The sequence below is a fragment of the Bacillus thuringiensis genome, from assembly GCF_001182785.1.
Classification (GTDB): domain Bacteria; phylum Bacillota; class Bacilli; order Bacillales; family Bacillaceae_G; genus Bacillus_A; species Bacillus_A thuringiensis_S.
Genome location: NZ_CP012099.1, coordinates 4,257,526 through 4,272,966, shown reverse-complemented (window position 1 = coordinate 4,272,966; position 15,441 = coordinate 4,257,526). Strand labels below are relative to the sequence as shown.

The following is a 15,441-nucleotide window of genomic DNA, read 5'->3' as shown; positions in this document are numbered from 1 at the left end:
CACTCGTTTCTTTTTCTTATTTTTCTTATAGTAAATGTAAGAAGAAAACGCATAGGGGGATTAGAAATGAGTGTTCTTGAAGTAAAAGGATTAACAAAGGTGTATCAATCGAAAGGTTCAGTAGCGACGACTGCTTTAAATGATATAAATTTTAAAATAGAAGAAGGCGAATTTGTAGGGATTATGGGTCCTTCAGGAAGCGGGAAAACAACGCTTTTAAATTTATTAGCAACAATCGATAAGCAAACTTCAGGTCATGTGCTTGTAAATGGAGAAGAAATTAATCAAATGCGTGCTGCAAAATTAGCAGAGTTTCGCCGTACACATTTAGGATTCATCTTCCAAGATTTTAACTTACTTGATACGTTATCCATTAAAGAAAACATCATTTTACCGCTTGTAATGGCGAAGAAATCTGTAAATGAAATCGATGCGAAAGTGCTTGAGATTGCGAAGTTTTTAAACATCGAAGAAATTTTAAATAAAAAAGTATACGAAGTATCTGGGGGACAACAACAACGTGCAGCAGCAGCGAGAGCGATCATTCATGAACCGACGTTAATTTTAGCAGATGAGCCAACTGGAAACTTAGACTCAAAGTCAGCGAAATCGCTAATGGGCGCTCTGCAAGATTTACACGAGCAAAAGAAAGTAACGATTGCAATGGTTACGCACGATCCAGTAGCGGCTAGTTATTGTGAACGTATCCTTTTCATACGCGATGGAGAAATTTTCTCGGAAATACATAAAGGAAGAACGAAACAAGCCTTTTTCCAAGAAATTTTGGACGTACTTGCGATGCTAGGAGGAGAGTATCATGAACTTTCGCCAGCTCGCGCTTAATAACGTAAAAGGAAATTGGCGTAACTATAAAGCGTTTCTTATAAGTAGTTGTTTATCGATTGTCGTATTTTTCATGTATGCTTCTTTTATTTATCATCCAGATGTCGTAAGCGGTAATATTAGTATGAGGACGATGATCACAAAAGGATTAGAATCGATGAATTATATTGTGGTCATCTTCTCGGCACTCTTTATTTTATATGCAAATTCAACGTTTTTACGAGCAAGAAAAAAAGAGTTTGGTCTACTAACATTAATAGGCGGAACGAAATCGCAGCTCGGCCGAATGATTATATTAGAGCAACTGATGTTAGGTAGTATTGCAATTGTAGTTGGTATTGGGGCTGGAATGCTTTGTTCAAAATTATTTTTCCAAGCGTTAAGCGTATTATTGAAAATAGATAAGACACTTCCACTCGTTTGGAATAGTAAAGCAATTCTTATTACAGCTGGTGTATACTTTATTCTATTTTTAATCCTATCGTTGTTTAGTGTTTGGACAGTCGGACGCTTGCAAATTATTGATTTATTAAGAGAAGCAAGAAAGCAAAAAGTAGAGCCGTTTGCATTTACATGGTTATGTGTAGTTGGTATAGGATGTATTATTGCTGCGTATGTACTTAGCTTCCAAGTAACATTTATGAATTTTATCATTCTGTTTTTACCGATTGTAGGGCTGACGATAGGCGGAACTTATTTGCTATTTACACAAGGTAGTACAGTCGTATTAAAAGCATTGCAAAAAAGAAAAAAATCTTTTTATACATACCCAAATATGTTCGTCCTTAGTAACCTTATTTATAAAATGAAAGATAATGCTCGTTTTCTATTTGTAATTTCTATTATTACGGCGGTTGTATCCTCGGCAGTTGGCACGCTTTACGTATATTTTGAAAATTTGAGTGCGAAAACGGTAGAACTTACACCACACGCTATTTCATATGAGGAAAAGGGGTTAAATACGCATAGCCTTATTAATGAAGAAAAGGTACAGGAGCTTGTGAAGAGACGTGGGTTTGAAGATGCGCGAAAAGTAACCTACGTTAAACTACCGGCAACACAGAAAATAACGTTGTTTAATAGTGAACATGAAGTACCGATGACGATTATTTCAGAAAAAGAATATAATACGGAAGTGCGCAAACAAAAGAGAGAGCAACCTACAGAAGTTCATAATGCACCAGGTAGTGCAACAATGGTTATGGTTGATATGTCAAATGAACTGATGAAGATAGACCGCACGAAACCGTATGAATTTACAATTAACGGACAAAAGCAGTCTGTTCAATTAAATAATCCAACGCAGTATTCTGTTTTTAATGATAATGAATATCTCGTTGTAAATGATCAAGATTTTGAGAAATATGCAAAACTCGTACCAGATGAAGAAAAGACGAAATATTACGGTTATTATATTGAGGATTGGAAAAGTACAGAAGATCTTGTATTAGATTTGAAAAATGAAATTGCACCAGAAAAGCAAGGAGAATTGAGAAATTCAGTGTTTGCGTATAAGGATATAAGAGAAGGTGGAGCAATTACAATGTTCATCGGTTTCTTCGTAGCGGTACTGTTCTTCTTCTTCGCTTGTAGTATGACATACTTTAAATGGTTTAACGATAAAGAACAAGATCGTATTCAATTTAAATCGTTAAAGAGAATCGGTATGACAGATAAAGAAATTCGCAAAATTGCGATTCGACAAATGGGAGTTATCTTCTTTATACCAATTTTAATCGGTTCCATTCATAGTGGATTTGCTCTTCATACGTTAGGGAAAATGCTTTATATTGATTTGTGGAAATCAGGTGCGCTTGTAATTGGAGCATACATTTTAGCTTCTGCCATTTACTTTATGATCGCGCAAAGAGGATATTTAAAACACGTAAAAAGCTAGGGGAACCTCTAGCTTTTTGCCTATGTAGTAAGTTACAGGAGGACGATAGATGAACATTCGGCAACTAGCGCTGCAAAATATAAAAGGAAATTGGCGTAATTATAAAGTGTTTTTCTTAAGTAGTTGTTTTGCAATATTTGCATCTTTTGCATATATGTCTGTTATTGTACATCCGTATATGCAAGAGACGATGTGGTATCAAAACGTACGCTGGGGACTTATCATATGTAACATTATAATTATTTCTTTTTTCGTCATATTTATTTTGTACTCTACTTCTATTTTCATAGAAGCACGTAAGAAAGAATTAGGACTATATATGTTAATGGGAGCAACGAAGTCTAACGTAATAGGAGTAATTATGACCGAGCAAATATTAATTGGAATTTTTGCTAATATTTTCGGTATAGGGCTGGGCATGATCTTTTTAAAGCTCTTCTTCATGGTGTTTAGTATGTTACTGGGGCTTCCGAAAGAACTCCCTGTTATATTTGACGTAAGTGCGATTGGTGTAACATTTATTACATATATGGTCGTTTTTATTCTGTTATCTTTTATAAGTGCTTTACGTATATGGAATATAAAAATCATTCGGTTATTGAAAGAATTTCGAACAGATAAAAAAGAGAAGAAAACATCAAAGTGGCTTTGTTTATTCGGTTTTGCTTGTTTAGTGGGCGGGTATGCGTTGGCGCTACAAGTGACGATGGCTACGATAGCAATATGCTTTTTCCCTGTGTCTATACTTGTCTTTTTGGGAACGTATTTTTCTTTCGCGCATGGAGCTACCCAAGTGTTAGAAATGATAAAGCGAAATAAAAAGATTATGTATACATATCCATATTTATTTATAGTGAATCAATTGTCACATCGAATGAAGGAAAATGGTCGCTTTTTCTTTCTGATGTCTATGGCAACGACATTTGTAGTTACGGCAACAGGTACGGTGTTCTTGTATTTTTCTAGCATGCAGGATATGTGGCGAACTGGAGGGGTACACTCGTTTTCGTACATAGAAAAAGGTATTTCTACTTATGAAGTCTTTGAAGAAGGTGCGGTTGAAAAATTACTGAATCAATATGGGTATGATGATTTTCAATATATGAGTTTTGTTGGAGTGTATGCATCCTTTCAGTCTAATAAAGGAGAAACAACAATAGCACCGCTTATAAAAGAAAGTGATTATAACCAAGAAGCGAGGAAACAAAAACAGAAAACATATCATCCTAAAAAAGGTACAGTGACACTCGTTTATTATAATAAATACAATAATTCGAATGTATATAATCAAAAAGAGATTCAATTGCAAGTAATGAATCAACCATATCAATTCGTATTTAACGGTCAGAAAGAAGGGGTTCAATTTAACTATCACCCTTCGTACATTAATGGTCTGTTCTTCGTTATGAATGATGAAGACTTTGACAATATAGCAGATAAGGTTCCTGATTCTGAAAAGATGATATATAGAGGCTACACATTATCAAATATCGAAAAGACGAAGAAATTGAATGAAGATTTACGGAAACATATGAAACAAGATAATAATAATGCATTTCGAAGTAATATGGAGTTATATGTAAGTATGAAAGAAGGCGGCGATATTACTCTATTTGTAGGCTCGTTTATTAGTATATTATTCTTTCTTACTTCATGTAGTATCGTGTATTTTAAATGGTTCCATAATATTGCATCGGACCGAAAGCAGTATGGTGCACTCTCTAAACTTGGAATGACGAAGGAAGAAGTATGGAAAATTTCTCGTTGGCAATTATGTATGCTATTTTTTGCGCCAATTATAGTAGGGAGTATGCATAGTGCAGTTGCGTTATATACGTTTCATAATACTTTCTTTATGGATGGATCATTAAAAAAAGTAGGCTTGTTCATTCTGTTTTATATCGTAGCATGTATCATTTATTTCTTCTTCGCTCAAAGAGAATATAAGAAACATTTAGACTAGCAAATGCTAGTCTTTTTTTAATATTCGAAATTTACATAGAAGAATATAAAAAAGTATGGTATAACAGTAAGAAAACGAAAAAGAGGGGAAAAGACGATGATTCGAGTAGGATATTTAGGACCAGAAGCAACATTTACAAATATGGCGGTGAGTCGTTTTTTTCCGGAAGCAGATCATGTACCGTATCGAACGATTCCAGATTGTATAGATGCAGCTGCAAATGAAAATGTAGACTTCGCAGTCGTACCGTTAGAAAATGCAATAGAAGGTTCAGTGAATATAACGGTTGATTATCTTGTACATGAGCAGCCACTTTCCATTGTAGGAGAAATTACAGTACCAATTCAGCAGCATTTACTTGTACATCCGCAGTATGCAGAAGTGTGGGATGAAGTATATGCGGTGCATTCTCATCCGCATGCCATTGCACAGTGCCATAAGTTTTTAAATGAAGAATTAAAAGGAGTAACTGTTCGAGATATGACATCCACAAGTGCCGCTGCGCAATATGTGAAAGAACATCCTGAAGAAAAAATTGCCGCTATTGCAAATGAAGCAGCTGCAGAAAAATACGGATTAACAATTGTAAGACGTAGCATTCATACGCATAAAAATAACCATACACGCTTCCTCGTTCTCCATAAGAAAAAGAAAGCAATACTCCCGAATAACGGAGAAAACCGCGGAGAGAAAACGACGCTTATGATAACGTTACCTGCTGATTATGCAGGTGCCCTATATCAAGTGTTATCAGCTTTCGCATGGAGAAAATTAAACTTATCAAAAATCGAATCGCGTCCGATGAAAACAGGTCTTGGAAATTACTTTTTCTTAATCGATGTCGATAAAGCATACGATGACGTATTATTGCCAGGCGTAACGATGGAACTTGAAGCACTCGGTTTTTCTGTTACTGTGCTGGGGAGTTATTCTTCTTATTGGTTGTAAGATGTAGATGGAATATTTGTATTTGCCTAATCGTCCATATCATTTCATTGCCTAGTATATTTTTTGATAGATTAATAAAATCCCACCTGCAAAAGGTGGGATTCTTTATCCCGTTATTTGCCGGGCAGCCCGATTGGTGAGGGCTGATTAAAGTTTCACTTTATTTTAACTTCGCAAGACGATCTTCTAACTGACCACGCCAAATATCAGCTAGTTCTGGGACAGCAAGAATTTTTTCAATGCCATCTTTATCTTTTCTATTATGAAAATAAATTTCGTTAGAGAACAAAACAGAAACATTGCTCGGTTGACGTTCTAGTAATGTAATTTTAGAATCTTTACGTACAGTACCTTCTTGAAGAACACGGCATAGGTAGCCAGTAAATCCAGTTGCTACAATGCGCGGCAGTATGCCAGGGATGCCAAGACGTTTTGAAATTGTGCTACAAGGAACGCGAGCTTGTGTCACTTGAATGATTGCTTCACCTAGTTGATATGTATCTCCGATGCAAACATCACGCTCTAACATATTTGTTACGGTAATGTTTTCGCCAAATGTGGAAGCTGGAAGCGTAGTTTGAAATTCCTCTTCCCATAGTGCGTAATGCTCGTGTGGGTACACACAAACAGCGCGATCAGGTCCCCCGTGATGTTTTAAATCCGCTACGTCATCACCAAGGAATCCGTCTTTGGAGAGAAAGGCCTCTTCTGTAGGATCTTTACATATACCTGTTATCATTTCTTTATCTTCGCCATATTTCATTTGTTTCGGTTTACCAGTACTAAAGTGAACGAGTTCAATTCCCATATGTGATCTCCTTTACGATTGATTACAATATTATAGCATTAAAAAAGCACAGAGAATTATAAAAACTCTGTGCTTTACATTAATAAACGAGAAATCCTGCTTTATCCAGTGCCTCACAAGCAGCATCTAATTTTTCTTTAGAATCTGCCTCGATTGTATGTAAGTGAATACCATCTGTTAGTTGTGAAAGATAGGAAGCATTTGTGTTTTCGATTTTTTGTAAATATTGCTCTACATCAAAGCGATTGCTTACCATAATGGATGCTGTTAAGTCACCGTATACAGGATGCTCAACTTTTACATCTTTAATCGTAACGCCGTGGTCAACAAGCATTGTAAGTTCTTGACGTACTTCTGCTGGTTTGTGCTGGCATACGATTACGCGTTCAAAAGCTTGTTGTTTCTCTTGTGGCTTTAAATATAAATAGCCTTGAGCAGTCGCAATAATTGGTTCGTTTCGTGCTTTAAGCAAGGAAATATCTTGCACGATAACTTGTCTACTTACGTTCGTCTTTTTCGATAATTCATTCCCCGATAACGGCTCATTTGCAGCAAGAAGCCACTGGAGGATAAGCTGTCGTCTTTCTTCACCTAAAATCTTTTTTTGTTCATTTTGTTTCATTATGATTTAACACCTCTATAAAATTGATTTCCAATTGTGTGTAGTGCATGAATAGTAGTATCAATTTGATCTTTCGTTGTTTGTTGTCCGAAAGAGAAGCGGACATATTGTTTGGCCTCTTCATACGTTTTTCCAATTGCAAGCATAGTTTTCGAAGGTTCTTGTTTACCGACTTGGCAAGCACTTCCGGTGGAAATGGCAATACCATGACGATTACATTCTAGCATAGTATATTGACCTTCTATTCCTTTTATTGTAACCCCAACAATATGTGGTAAACAAGAAGTAGAATGACCTTCTACTTTAATTTCTAGCGGAAGTGTTTGTATTTGCTCTAAAAAGTAGGATCGTAACTCTTTAAAACGTAAACTTTCTTCCCATTGAGTTTTTAATATATTTTCAGCAGCTGTTAAAAAAGATGCGATGCCGGGAACGTTCACTGTACCTGGGCGAAATCCTTTTTCGTGAGAAGTTCCTGGAAATACTTGTTCCCAGCGAGATTGCGGATTTATGTAGCAAGCGCCGACACCTTTTGGTCCGTATATTTTATGTGCTGAAACAGAAAGACTATCAATTCCCATCTCAAAAACATTGATAGGAAGTTTACCAAATGTTTGCACACAATCCGAATGAAATAAAACGTTATATTTTTTTAACAGTGCCCCGATTTCTGCAATGTTTTGAACGGTTCCAATTTCAGAGTTTCCGTGCTGTATGCTTGCTAGCACAGTATCTTCTGTAATAGCTGCCTCTAAATCTACTAAACAAATGAGTCCACTTTTATCAATAGGAATTTCAGTGATCGTATAGCCTTTTGATTTTAGAGATTGAAAATAACTTCGAATGGATGCATGTTCCATAGGTGTCGTAATAATATGCTTCTTATTTCGGGCATTTAGAAGTGATTGAATCGCAAGATAGTTCGATTCCGATCCACCGCTTGTGAAAAATACTCCTTGTTCTTTGCCTCCAATCATTTCCGCAAATGTTTTTCGGCAAACTTGTAATAAAGAAGAAGCCGTTCCTCCAATATCATGTAAACTTTGTTCATTTCCGAAGTATTGCGACGCTGCTTTCATATATGTTTGTAACGCTTCCTCGCTCATAGGTGTAGTAGCTGCATAGTCAAGATATATCATCATGTAAGTTCCTCTCTCTCGTAAGAGTTACATTTCTTTTACTTTTTAAATGGTAGTGAAAATAAGAATTATAAAAAAACTCTTGTCATTATTTTAAAACTATGTAAATATAGGTGTCAAGACAGTTGAAAAGTGTAAAGTAGGAGGCAACAATTATGCCAAGTGCAGATGTCTTAATTATTGGAAGTGGCGTTGCGGCACTTCGTGTTGCAAAAGAGATTTGTCACGAAAAGAATGTGATTATTATCACAAAGGAGACGGAACGTAATAATAATACACATTTAGCTCAAGGTGGAATTGCCGCAGCGGTAGCTACATATGACAATCCTAATGATCATTTTGAAGATACGTTAGTAGCAGGGTGTCATTATAACAATGAAGAAGTGGTCCGTTATTTAGTAGAGGAAGGACCGAAAGAAATTAATAACCTTATTGAAAATGGAATGAAATTTGATGGAGATGAAACAGGTCCTCATCTTGGAAAAGAAGGAGCGCATCGAAAACGTCGTATTTTACATGCAGGTGGCGATGCAACAGGAAAGAATTTATTAGAGCATCTTATTCAAGAAGTAGCTCCATACGTTACGGTAGTGGAACAGGAAATGGTGCTCGATTTTATTATAGAAAAAGATAAATGTGTTGGGGCTTTAACTCGCAACAATAAAGGAGAACTGAAACGTTACAATGCAGATTATACGGTGTTAGCTTCAGGCGGTATTGGCGGTTTATACGCCTTTACTTCTAATGATGAGACAATTACAGGCGATGGACTTGCAATGGTGTACCGTGCAGGCGGGGAGCTTGTAGATTTAGAGTTTATACAATTTCATCCGACGATGTTATACGCGGGTGGGCGTTGTTCCGGCCTCGTGTCCGAAGCTGTTCGCGGAGAAGGAGCTGTCCTTATAAATGGCAAAGGGCAGCGTTTTATGATGGATATACATTCCGAACAGGATTTAGCGCCTCGTGATGTAGTCGCAAGGGCTATTCATGAACAGCTACTTGCGGGTGAAAAAGTGTACTTAAACATTGAAATGATTCAAAACTTTGAACAACGCTTTCCGACCGTGTCATCGATATGTAAAACGAATGGAGTCGATATAAATAAAAACCTTATTCCAGTCGTGCCCGGTACTCATTTTCACATGGGTGGCGTGAAAACGAACTGTGATGGAGAGACGTCTATTCCGAACCTATACGCAGTCGGGGAAGTAGCTTGTAATGGGGTTCATGGTGCAAATAGATTAGCGAGTAATTCATTATTAGAAGGTCTTGTGTTTGGAGGAAGAATCGGAAGACACATTTTATCTAGAGAGACAAAAGAAAAGATGAACATGCTAGCCGAAAAAGAAGCAAAGTTTATCGTTCTGAATCATTTACCGACGAAAGAAGAAATACAAAAATGCATGATGAAATATGTTGGGATTGTGCGAACAGAGCAAAGTTTATCTTATGCGAAGAGATGGCTTAGTAAGTACGGTGTTCGAAATATGATATTACAACATGATGTTCTTACGAATGAAGAGATAACGCTTATTAATATGTTAACAGTGTGTGAGCTTATAGTTGTGTCAGCCCTACAAAGAGAAGAAAGTATTGGCGGGCATTACCGAAGTGATTATCCAGATAGAAATATAGGAAAGAAAGAGATTGTTCGAGTAAAGAGAAAACTACAACTTGTGTGATGAGGGGAAGAGGGGCTTTATGAACACGATAAAAGTTAAAGAAGCATTAAATAGATTTTTTTTAGAAGATATAGGAGAAAGAGATGTAACATCTCAGCTTATTTTTCCAGATAACTTACTTTCGAAAGGAACGTTTCTTGCGAAGGATACAGGGGTCTTTGCAGGACGTTTAGTAATTGAATCAGGATTTAAATTAATTGATGAGAGAATTGAAGTAGAGCTTCATAAAAAAGATGGCGATCTTGTAGAAAAAGGCGAAATCATTGCAACTGTGCAAGGGCCAATTGCATCGTTATTAACAGCAGAGCGCGTTATATTAAACGTTATTCAGCGTATGAGCGGAATAGCGACGATGACGCGTAAAGCGGTTCTTGCTTTAGATAGTAGCCATACTCGTATTTGTGATACGCGAAAAACGATGCCAGGACTACGTATGTTTGATAAGTATGCGGTCGTGTGTGGTGGTGGATTTAATCATCGCTTCGGTTTATATGATGGTGTCATGATTAAAGACAATCATATTGCGTTTGCTGGTTCTATTACAAAAGCTGTTACATCAGTGAAAGAAAAGTTAGGACATATGGTGAAAGTAGAAGTAGAAACAGAAACTGAGGAACAGGTGAGAGAGGCTGTTGCTGCTGGTGCGGATATTATTATGTTCGATAATCGTACGCCAGATGAAATCCGGGAGTTTTCGAAAATTGTACCGAGCGCTATCGTTACAGAAGCTTCAGGGGGCATCACAATTGAAGATTTATCGAAATACGGAAAAACAGGGGTAGATTATATTTCACTGGGAGCGTTAACACATTCAGTGAAAGCACTTGATATTAGTTTCAATATTGAAGGGTAAGGAAAGTGGCTTAGAGGGGGAGAAACGTATATGAGTATTTTAGAACAAGTACAGCCAATTGAAACGATGTTACCAGAGCGTTATTACACGATGTCAACGGAAGATATGGAAAAGCGTGTTCGTGAAATTAAAGAGAAGATGGGGAAAATGTTATTCATTCCAGGGCATCATTATCAAAAAGATGAAGTGGTACAATTTTCAGATGCAGCAGGGGATTCACTTCAGCTTGCGCAAGTTGCAGCTAGCAATAAAGACGCAAAATATATTGTGTTTTGCGGGGTGCACTTTATGGCGGAAACAGCAGATATGTTAACGACAGATGATCAAGTTGTCATCTTACCAGATATGCGTGCAGGTTGTTCGATGGCGGATATGGCAGATATTGAACAAACAGAAAGAGCATGGAAAGAGCTAAAGAAATTATTTGGAGATACGATGATTCCGTTAACATATGTGAACTCTACAGCTGCAATTAAAGCGTTTTGTGGTCGTAACGGAGGAGCAACAGTAACTTCTTCTAATGCAAAGCAAATGGTATCTTGGGCGTTTACTCAAAAAGAACGTCTCGTCTTTTTACCAGACCAACATTTAGGAAGAAATACAGCGTACGATTTAGGTATCCCGTTAGATAAAATGGCAGTATGGGACCCACACACAGATTCATTAGAGTACGATGGGGATATAGAAGAAATTCAAGTGATTTTATGGAAAGGGCATTGTTCTGTTCATCAAAATTTTACAGTGAAGAACATTGAGAGCGTACGAAAAAATCATCCTGATATGAATATTATTGTACATCCAGAATGTTGCTATGAAGTTGTAGCTGCTTCAGATTATGCAGGCTCAACGAAGTATATTATTGATATGATTGAATCAGCGCCATCTGGTAGCAAATGGGCGATTGGTACAGAAATGAATTTAGTGAACCGAATTATTCAGCAACATCCAGATAAAGAAATTGTTTCACTTAATCCATTTATGTGTCCATGCTTAACGATGAACCGAATTGATCTGCCTCACTTATTATGGGTACTTGAAACGATAGAAAGAGGAGCAGAAATTAACGTTATTAGCGTAGATAAACAAGTAACGGCAGAAGCGGTTCTTGCCTTAAATCGTATGTTAGAGCGTGTGTAAAGCAACGGTATTCCCGTTGCTTTTTTTCATACATATAATCATAACGAGAACAAAATGGGCATACATTGTTTTGAAGAAATCATTGTGGTTCTTTATGCTTATTCCACTTCGAATGATATTGAAAATCGAAGAAGTGCTAAAAGTGAAAAGAAGTTAATGTTATTTAGAAAGAGTTACTTCATGAGATTTGTTACTTATAGATAAGTTATACAGGAGGGGGAAAATTTGAAAATTCATATCGTGCAAAAAGGGGATACCCTTTGGAAAATTGCGAAAAAGTACGGAGTGGATTTTGATACGTTGAAAAAAACAAATACACAACTTAGTAATCCAGATTTAATTATGCCAGGTATGAAAATTAAAGTGCCATCCAAGAGTGTTCACATGAAACAACAGGCTGGGGCAGGCTCAGCGCATCCAAAGCAATACGTAAAAGAAGTGCAGCAAAAAGAATTTGCAGCAACACCAACTCCGCTTGGAATAGAAGATGAAGAAGAAGTTACGTATCAATCAGCACCAATTACACAGCAGCCAGCTATGCAACAAACACAAAAAGAGGTGCAGGTAAAACCGCAGAAGGAAATGCAGGTAAAGCCGCAAAAAGAAGTACAGGTGAAACCGCAAAAAGAGGTGCAAAAAGAACAGCCAATTCAAAAAGAGAAACCAGTTGAAAAACCGTCTGTTATTCAAAAACCACCTGTGATAGAAAAACAAAAACCGGCGGAAAAAGAAAACACGAAGTTTTCGGTAAATGTATTGCCACAGCCACCACAACCACCAATAAAACCGAAAAAAGAATATAAAATTTCAGATGTAATAAAAAAAGGAAGCGAGTTAATTGCTCCTCAAATTAGTAAAATGAAACCTAACAATATCATTTCTCCGCAAACGAAAAAAAACAATATAGTATCGCCGCAAGTGAAGAAAGAAAATGTAGGAAATATAGTATCGCCGCAAGTGAAGAAAGAAAATGTAGGAAATATAGTATCGCCGCAAGTGAAGAAAGAAAATGTAGGAAATATAGTATCGCCGCAAGTGAAGAAAGAAAATGTAGGAAATATAGTATCGCCGCAAGTGAAGAAAGAAAATGTAGGAAATATGGTATCGCCGCAAGTGAAGAAAGAAAATGTAGGAAATATAGTGTCACCGCAAGTGAAGAAAGAAAATGTAGGAAATATAGTGTCACCGCAAGTGAAGAAAGAGAACGTAGGGAATATAATATCGCCACAAGTGAAGAAAGAGAATGTAGGAAATATAGTGTCACCAAATGTATCGAAAGAAAATGTAGTTATTCCACAAGTCATACCGCCAAATATTCAAATGCCAAATATAATGCCAATTATGGATAACAACCAACCACCGAATATAATGCCAATCATGGATAACAACCAACCACCGAATATGATGCCGATGATGGATAACAATCAAATGCCGAATATAATGCCGATGATGGATAACAATCAAATGCCGAATATAATGCCGATGATGGATAACAATCAAATGCCGAATATAATGCCGATGATGGATAACAATCAAATGCCGAATATGATGCCGATGATGGATAACAATCAAATGCCGAATATGATGCCGATGATGGATAACAATCAAATGCCGAATATAATGCCAATCATGGATAATAATCAAATGCCGAATATAATGCCGATGATGGATAACAATCAAATGCCGAATATGATGCCAATCATGGATAACAACCAACCACCGAATATAATGCCGATAATGGATAACAATCAAATGCCGAATATAATGCCGATGATGGATAACAATCAAATGCCGAATATGATGCCAATCATGGATAACAATCAACCACCGAATATGATGCCATATCAAATGCCGTATCAACAGCCCATGATGCCGCCGAATCCGTATTATCAACAACCAAATCCATATCAAATGCCATATCAGCAAGGAGCGCCGTTTGGACCACAATATACGTCTATGCCAAATCCGAATATGATGCCAATGGATAATAATATGCCGCCGCTTGTGCAGGGTGAGGAAGATTGTGGATGTGGAGGAGAAAGTAGACTATATAGTCCACAACCAGGTGGTCCGCAATATGCGAATCCTTTATATTATCAACCAACTCAGTCTGCATATGCACCGCAGCCAGGAACGATGTATTATCAACCAGATCCACCAAATGTATTTGGAGAGCCCGTTTCAGAAGAAGAGGACGAAGAAGAAGTTTAAAAAGGCGGGAGTATTCCCGCCTTTTTTGCATGCGTGTTAATTAAGAAAATGAAGTTTTTTTATGAAGTGCTAGAAAATTCCCAGTGAAATATTAACAGTGTAAAAACCTTCTCTGTTACTCATCATAAGAGGGAGCTTTTCAGTAGAGAAGCTCATTCTAACAGAGGGGGTTTTTGTATTGAATACGAAAGTAAAAGTAATTGCTGCTTCTTTGTTAGTTACCAGTGCATTAGCTGCATGTGGTACACCAAAAGATAACAATGCAATGGATGGACGTAACTACAATTACGAGCGTACATCTTATAATGATACACACCAGTATCGTGATAATGTAACGCGTAATGATCGTTATACAGATTATGTAACATATAGAAATGGTCGTAACGATACAGGATATAATAATTATTACCGCGATGTAAATTACAATGGACAAATTGCTAATCCACATCCAACACGTAATATTACAATGAACAATTCATACATTAACAATGATGGTAAAACAGCAGAAAGAATTACAAATCGTGTGAAACGTATGAATAACGTAGACCGTGTGTCTACAGTTGTATATGGAAACGATGTAGCGATTGCGGTAAAACCACGTAATCCAGTATCGAATGAAACAGCGCTTGCAAATGAAGTTCGTCAAGCTGTTGCAAATGAAGTTGGAAACAGAAACGTATATGTTTCTGTAAGAAATGATATGTTTACTCGTGTCGATGCAATGAGTACTCGTCTACGTAACGGTACAGTTACAAACGATTTTAATCGTGACATAGTGAATATGTTCCGAGACATTCGTTACGGTTTAACTGGTACAGTACGATAGCGAAATAAAAGAGGAAGGGATAGCCCTTCCTCTTTATTCATCGTTGTCTTGTAAACGACGTTTTTTAATAAAATAACTAACGGAGTAAGAAACTAAAAAGCATATGAAAAGAATACTACCTGTTAAAATAGCTTCAAACAGAGGTCTTTCTGGACTGAAAATAATATAAATAATAGCCATAACAATTCCTACAATAAGGGAGCGGAAGACAAGTTTATAATAAGGAGTTAACTTTATTTCCTTTTCACTTTCTTCTACATCAATTGAAACACTTAACTGTAAATAACTAAGGACGATACTTGTAAGAATAAATAATAGCCATAATGGAGATTTCGTAATTTGGTCCATTCCTTCAGTGAATCCGATATAACCTAAAATGCCAATTATACCAAGCGATTGAAAAAGAAAGGCAATACGTATGTTTTTTAATGTTTTCAGAATGAGACGTTCATCCTTTATTTTTTTCATAATATCCATCTCCTGTTTTATGATGATTTCGCTGTTACATT

Annotated in this window: 12 protein-coding genes and 1 pseudogene; 9 read left to right on the top strand and 4 right to left on the bottom strand. The window is 36.8% G+C overall.

Translation table 11 applies throughout. The features are described from left to right. The first annotated feature begins 66 nt into the window (after positions 1-66). The 4 genes from AC241_RS22015 (at position 67) to pheA (ending at position 5,651) form a co-directional block, all read left to right on the top strand. Positions 67-843, top strand: coding sequence for an ABC transporter ATP-binding protein (locus AC241_RS22015; protein ID WP_000114529.1), 777 nt, complete (start codon positions 67-69; stop codon positions 841-843). Beyond that, a complete protein-coding gene (locus AC241_RS22010; RefSeq protein WP_050844546.1) occupies positions 818-2,740 on the top strand; it encodes an ABC transporter permease in 1,923 nt (640 codons plus the stop codon). Before AC241_RS22015 ends, AC241_RS22010 begins: the two co-directional genes overlap by 26 nt. Before the next feature lie 49 nt (positions 2,741-2,789). After that, the gene (locus AC241_RS22005) at positions 2,790-4,703 is read left to right on the top strand and encodes an ABC transporter permease (RefSeq protein WP_050844545.1); all 1,914 of its coding nucleotides are present in this window, start codon (positions 2,790-2,792) and stop codon (positions 4,701-4,703) included. Positions 4,704-4,799: 96 nt separating this feature from the next. After that, entirely contained in the window at positions 4,800-5,651 is an 852-nt protein-coding gene (gene pheA, locus AC241_RS22000; protein ID WP_000621693.1) for a prephenate dehydratase, read from the top strand. A gap of 160 nt (positions 5,652-5,811) precedes the next feature. On the opposite strand, the gene AC241_RS21995 is transcribed toward pheA, so the two are convergent. The 3 genes from AC241_RS21995 to AC241_RS21985 form a co-directional block, all read right to left on the bottom strand. Beyond that, positions 5,812-6,459: an MOSC domain-containing protein gene (locus tag AC241_RS21995; protein ID WP_029443361.1), complete on the bottom strand. Its 648-nt coding sequence runs from the start codon at positions 6,457-6,459 to the stop codon at positions 5,812-5,814. Positions 6,460-6,538: 79 nt separating this feature from the next. Further along, the gene (locus AC241_RS21990; RefSeq protein ID WP_000812272.1) at positions 6,539-7,081 is read right to left on the bottom strand and encodes a transcription repressor NadR; all 543 of its coding nucleotides are present in this window, start codon (positions 7,079-7,081) and stop codon (positions 6,539-6,541) included. Then, a complete protein-coding gene (locus AC241_RS21985; RefSeq protein ID WP_016080188.1) occupies positions 7,081-8,223 on the bottom strand; it encodes an IscS subfamily cysteine desulfurase in 1,143 nt (380 codons plus the stop codon). Before AC241_RS21985 ends, AC241_RS21990 begins: the two co-directional genes overlap by 1 nt. 152 nt (positions 8,224-8,375) lie before the next feature. On the opposite strand from AC241_RS21985, the gene nadB reads away from it, so the two are divergent. The 5 genes and pseudogenes from nadB (at position 8,376) to AC241_RS21960 (ending at position 14,932) form a co-directional block, all read left to right on the top strand. Next, the gene (nadB, locus tag AC241_RS21980) at positions 8,376-9,905 is read left to right on the top strand and encodes an L-aspartate oxidase (RefSeq protein ID WP_029443360.1); all 1,530 of its coding nucleotides are present in this window, start codon (positions 8,376-8,378) and stop codon (positions 9,903-9,905) included. A 19-nt stretch (positions 9,906-9,924) separates the two neighbouring features. After that, positions 9,925-10,758: a carboxylating nicotinate-nucleotide diphosphorylase gene (gene nadC / locus AC241_RS21975; protein WP_029443359.1), complete on the top strand. Its 834-nt coding sequence runs from the start codon at positions 9,925-9,927 to the stop codon at positions 10,756-10,758. Positions 10,759-10,788: 30 nt separating this feature from the next. Continuing rightward, complete coding sequence (gene nadA / locus AC241_RS21970; protein WP_016080191.1) at positions 10,789-11,895, top strand: quinolinate synthase NadA; 1,107 nt, start codon at positions 10,789-10,791, stop codon at positions 11,893-11,895. Between the two features lie 225 nt (positions 11,896-12,120). Further along, a pseudogene (safA, locus tag AC241_RS36035) lies at positions 12,121-12,277 on the top strand (SafA/ExsA family spore coat assembly protein); the annotation flags it as partial. A 2,007-nt stretch (positions 12,278-14,284) separates the two neighbouring features. Beyond that, entirely contained in the window at positions 14,285-14,932 is a 648-nt protein-coding gene (locus AC241_RS21960; protein ID WP_016080194.1) for a YhcN/YlaJ family sporulation lipoprotein, read from the top strand. Between the two features lie 33 nt (positions 14,933-14,965). Here the strand turns inward: AC241_RS21960 and AC241_RS21955 are convergent, their stop codons facing one another. Beyond that, entirely contained in the window at positions 14,966-15,400 is a 435-nt protein-coding gene (locus AC241_RS21955; protein WP_023523099.1) for a hypothetical protein, read from the bottom strand. Between the last annotated feature and the right edge of the window lie 41 nt (positions 15,401-15,441).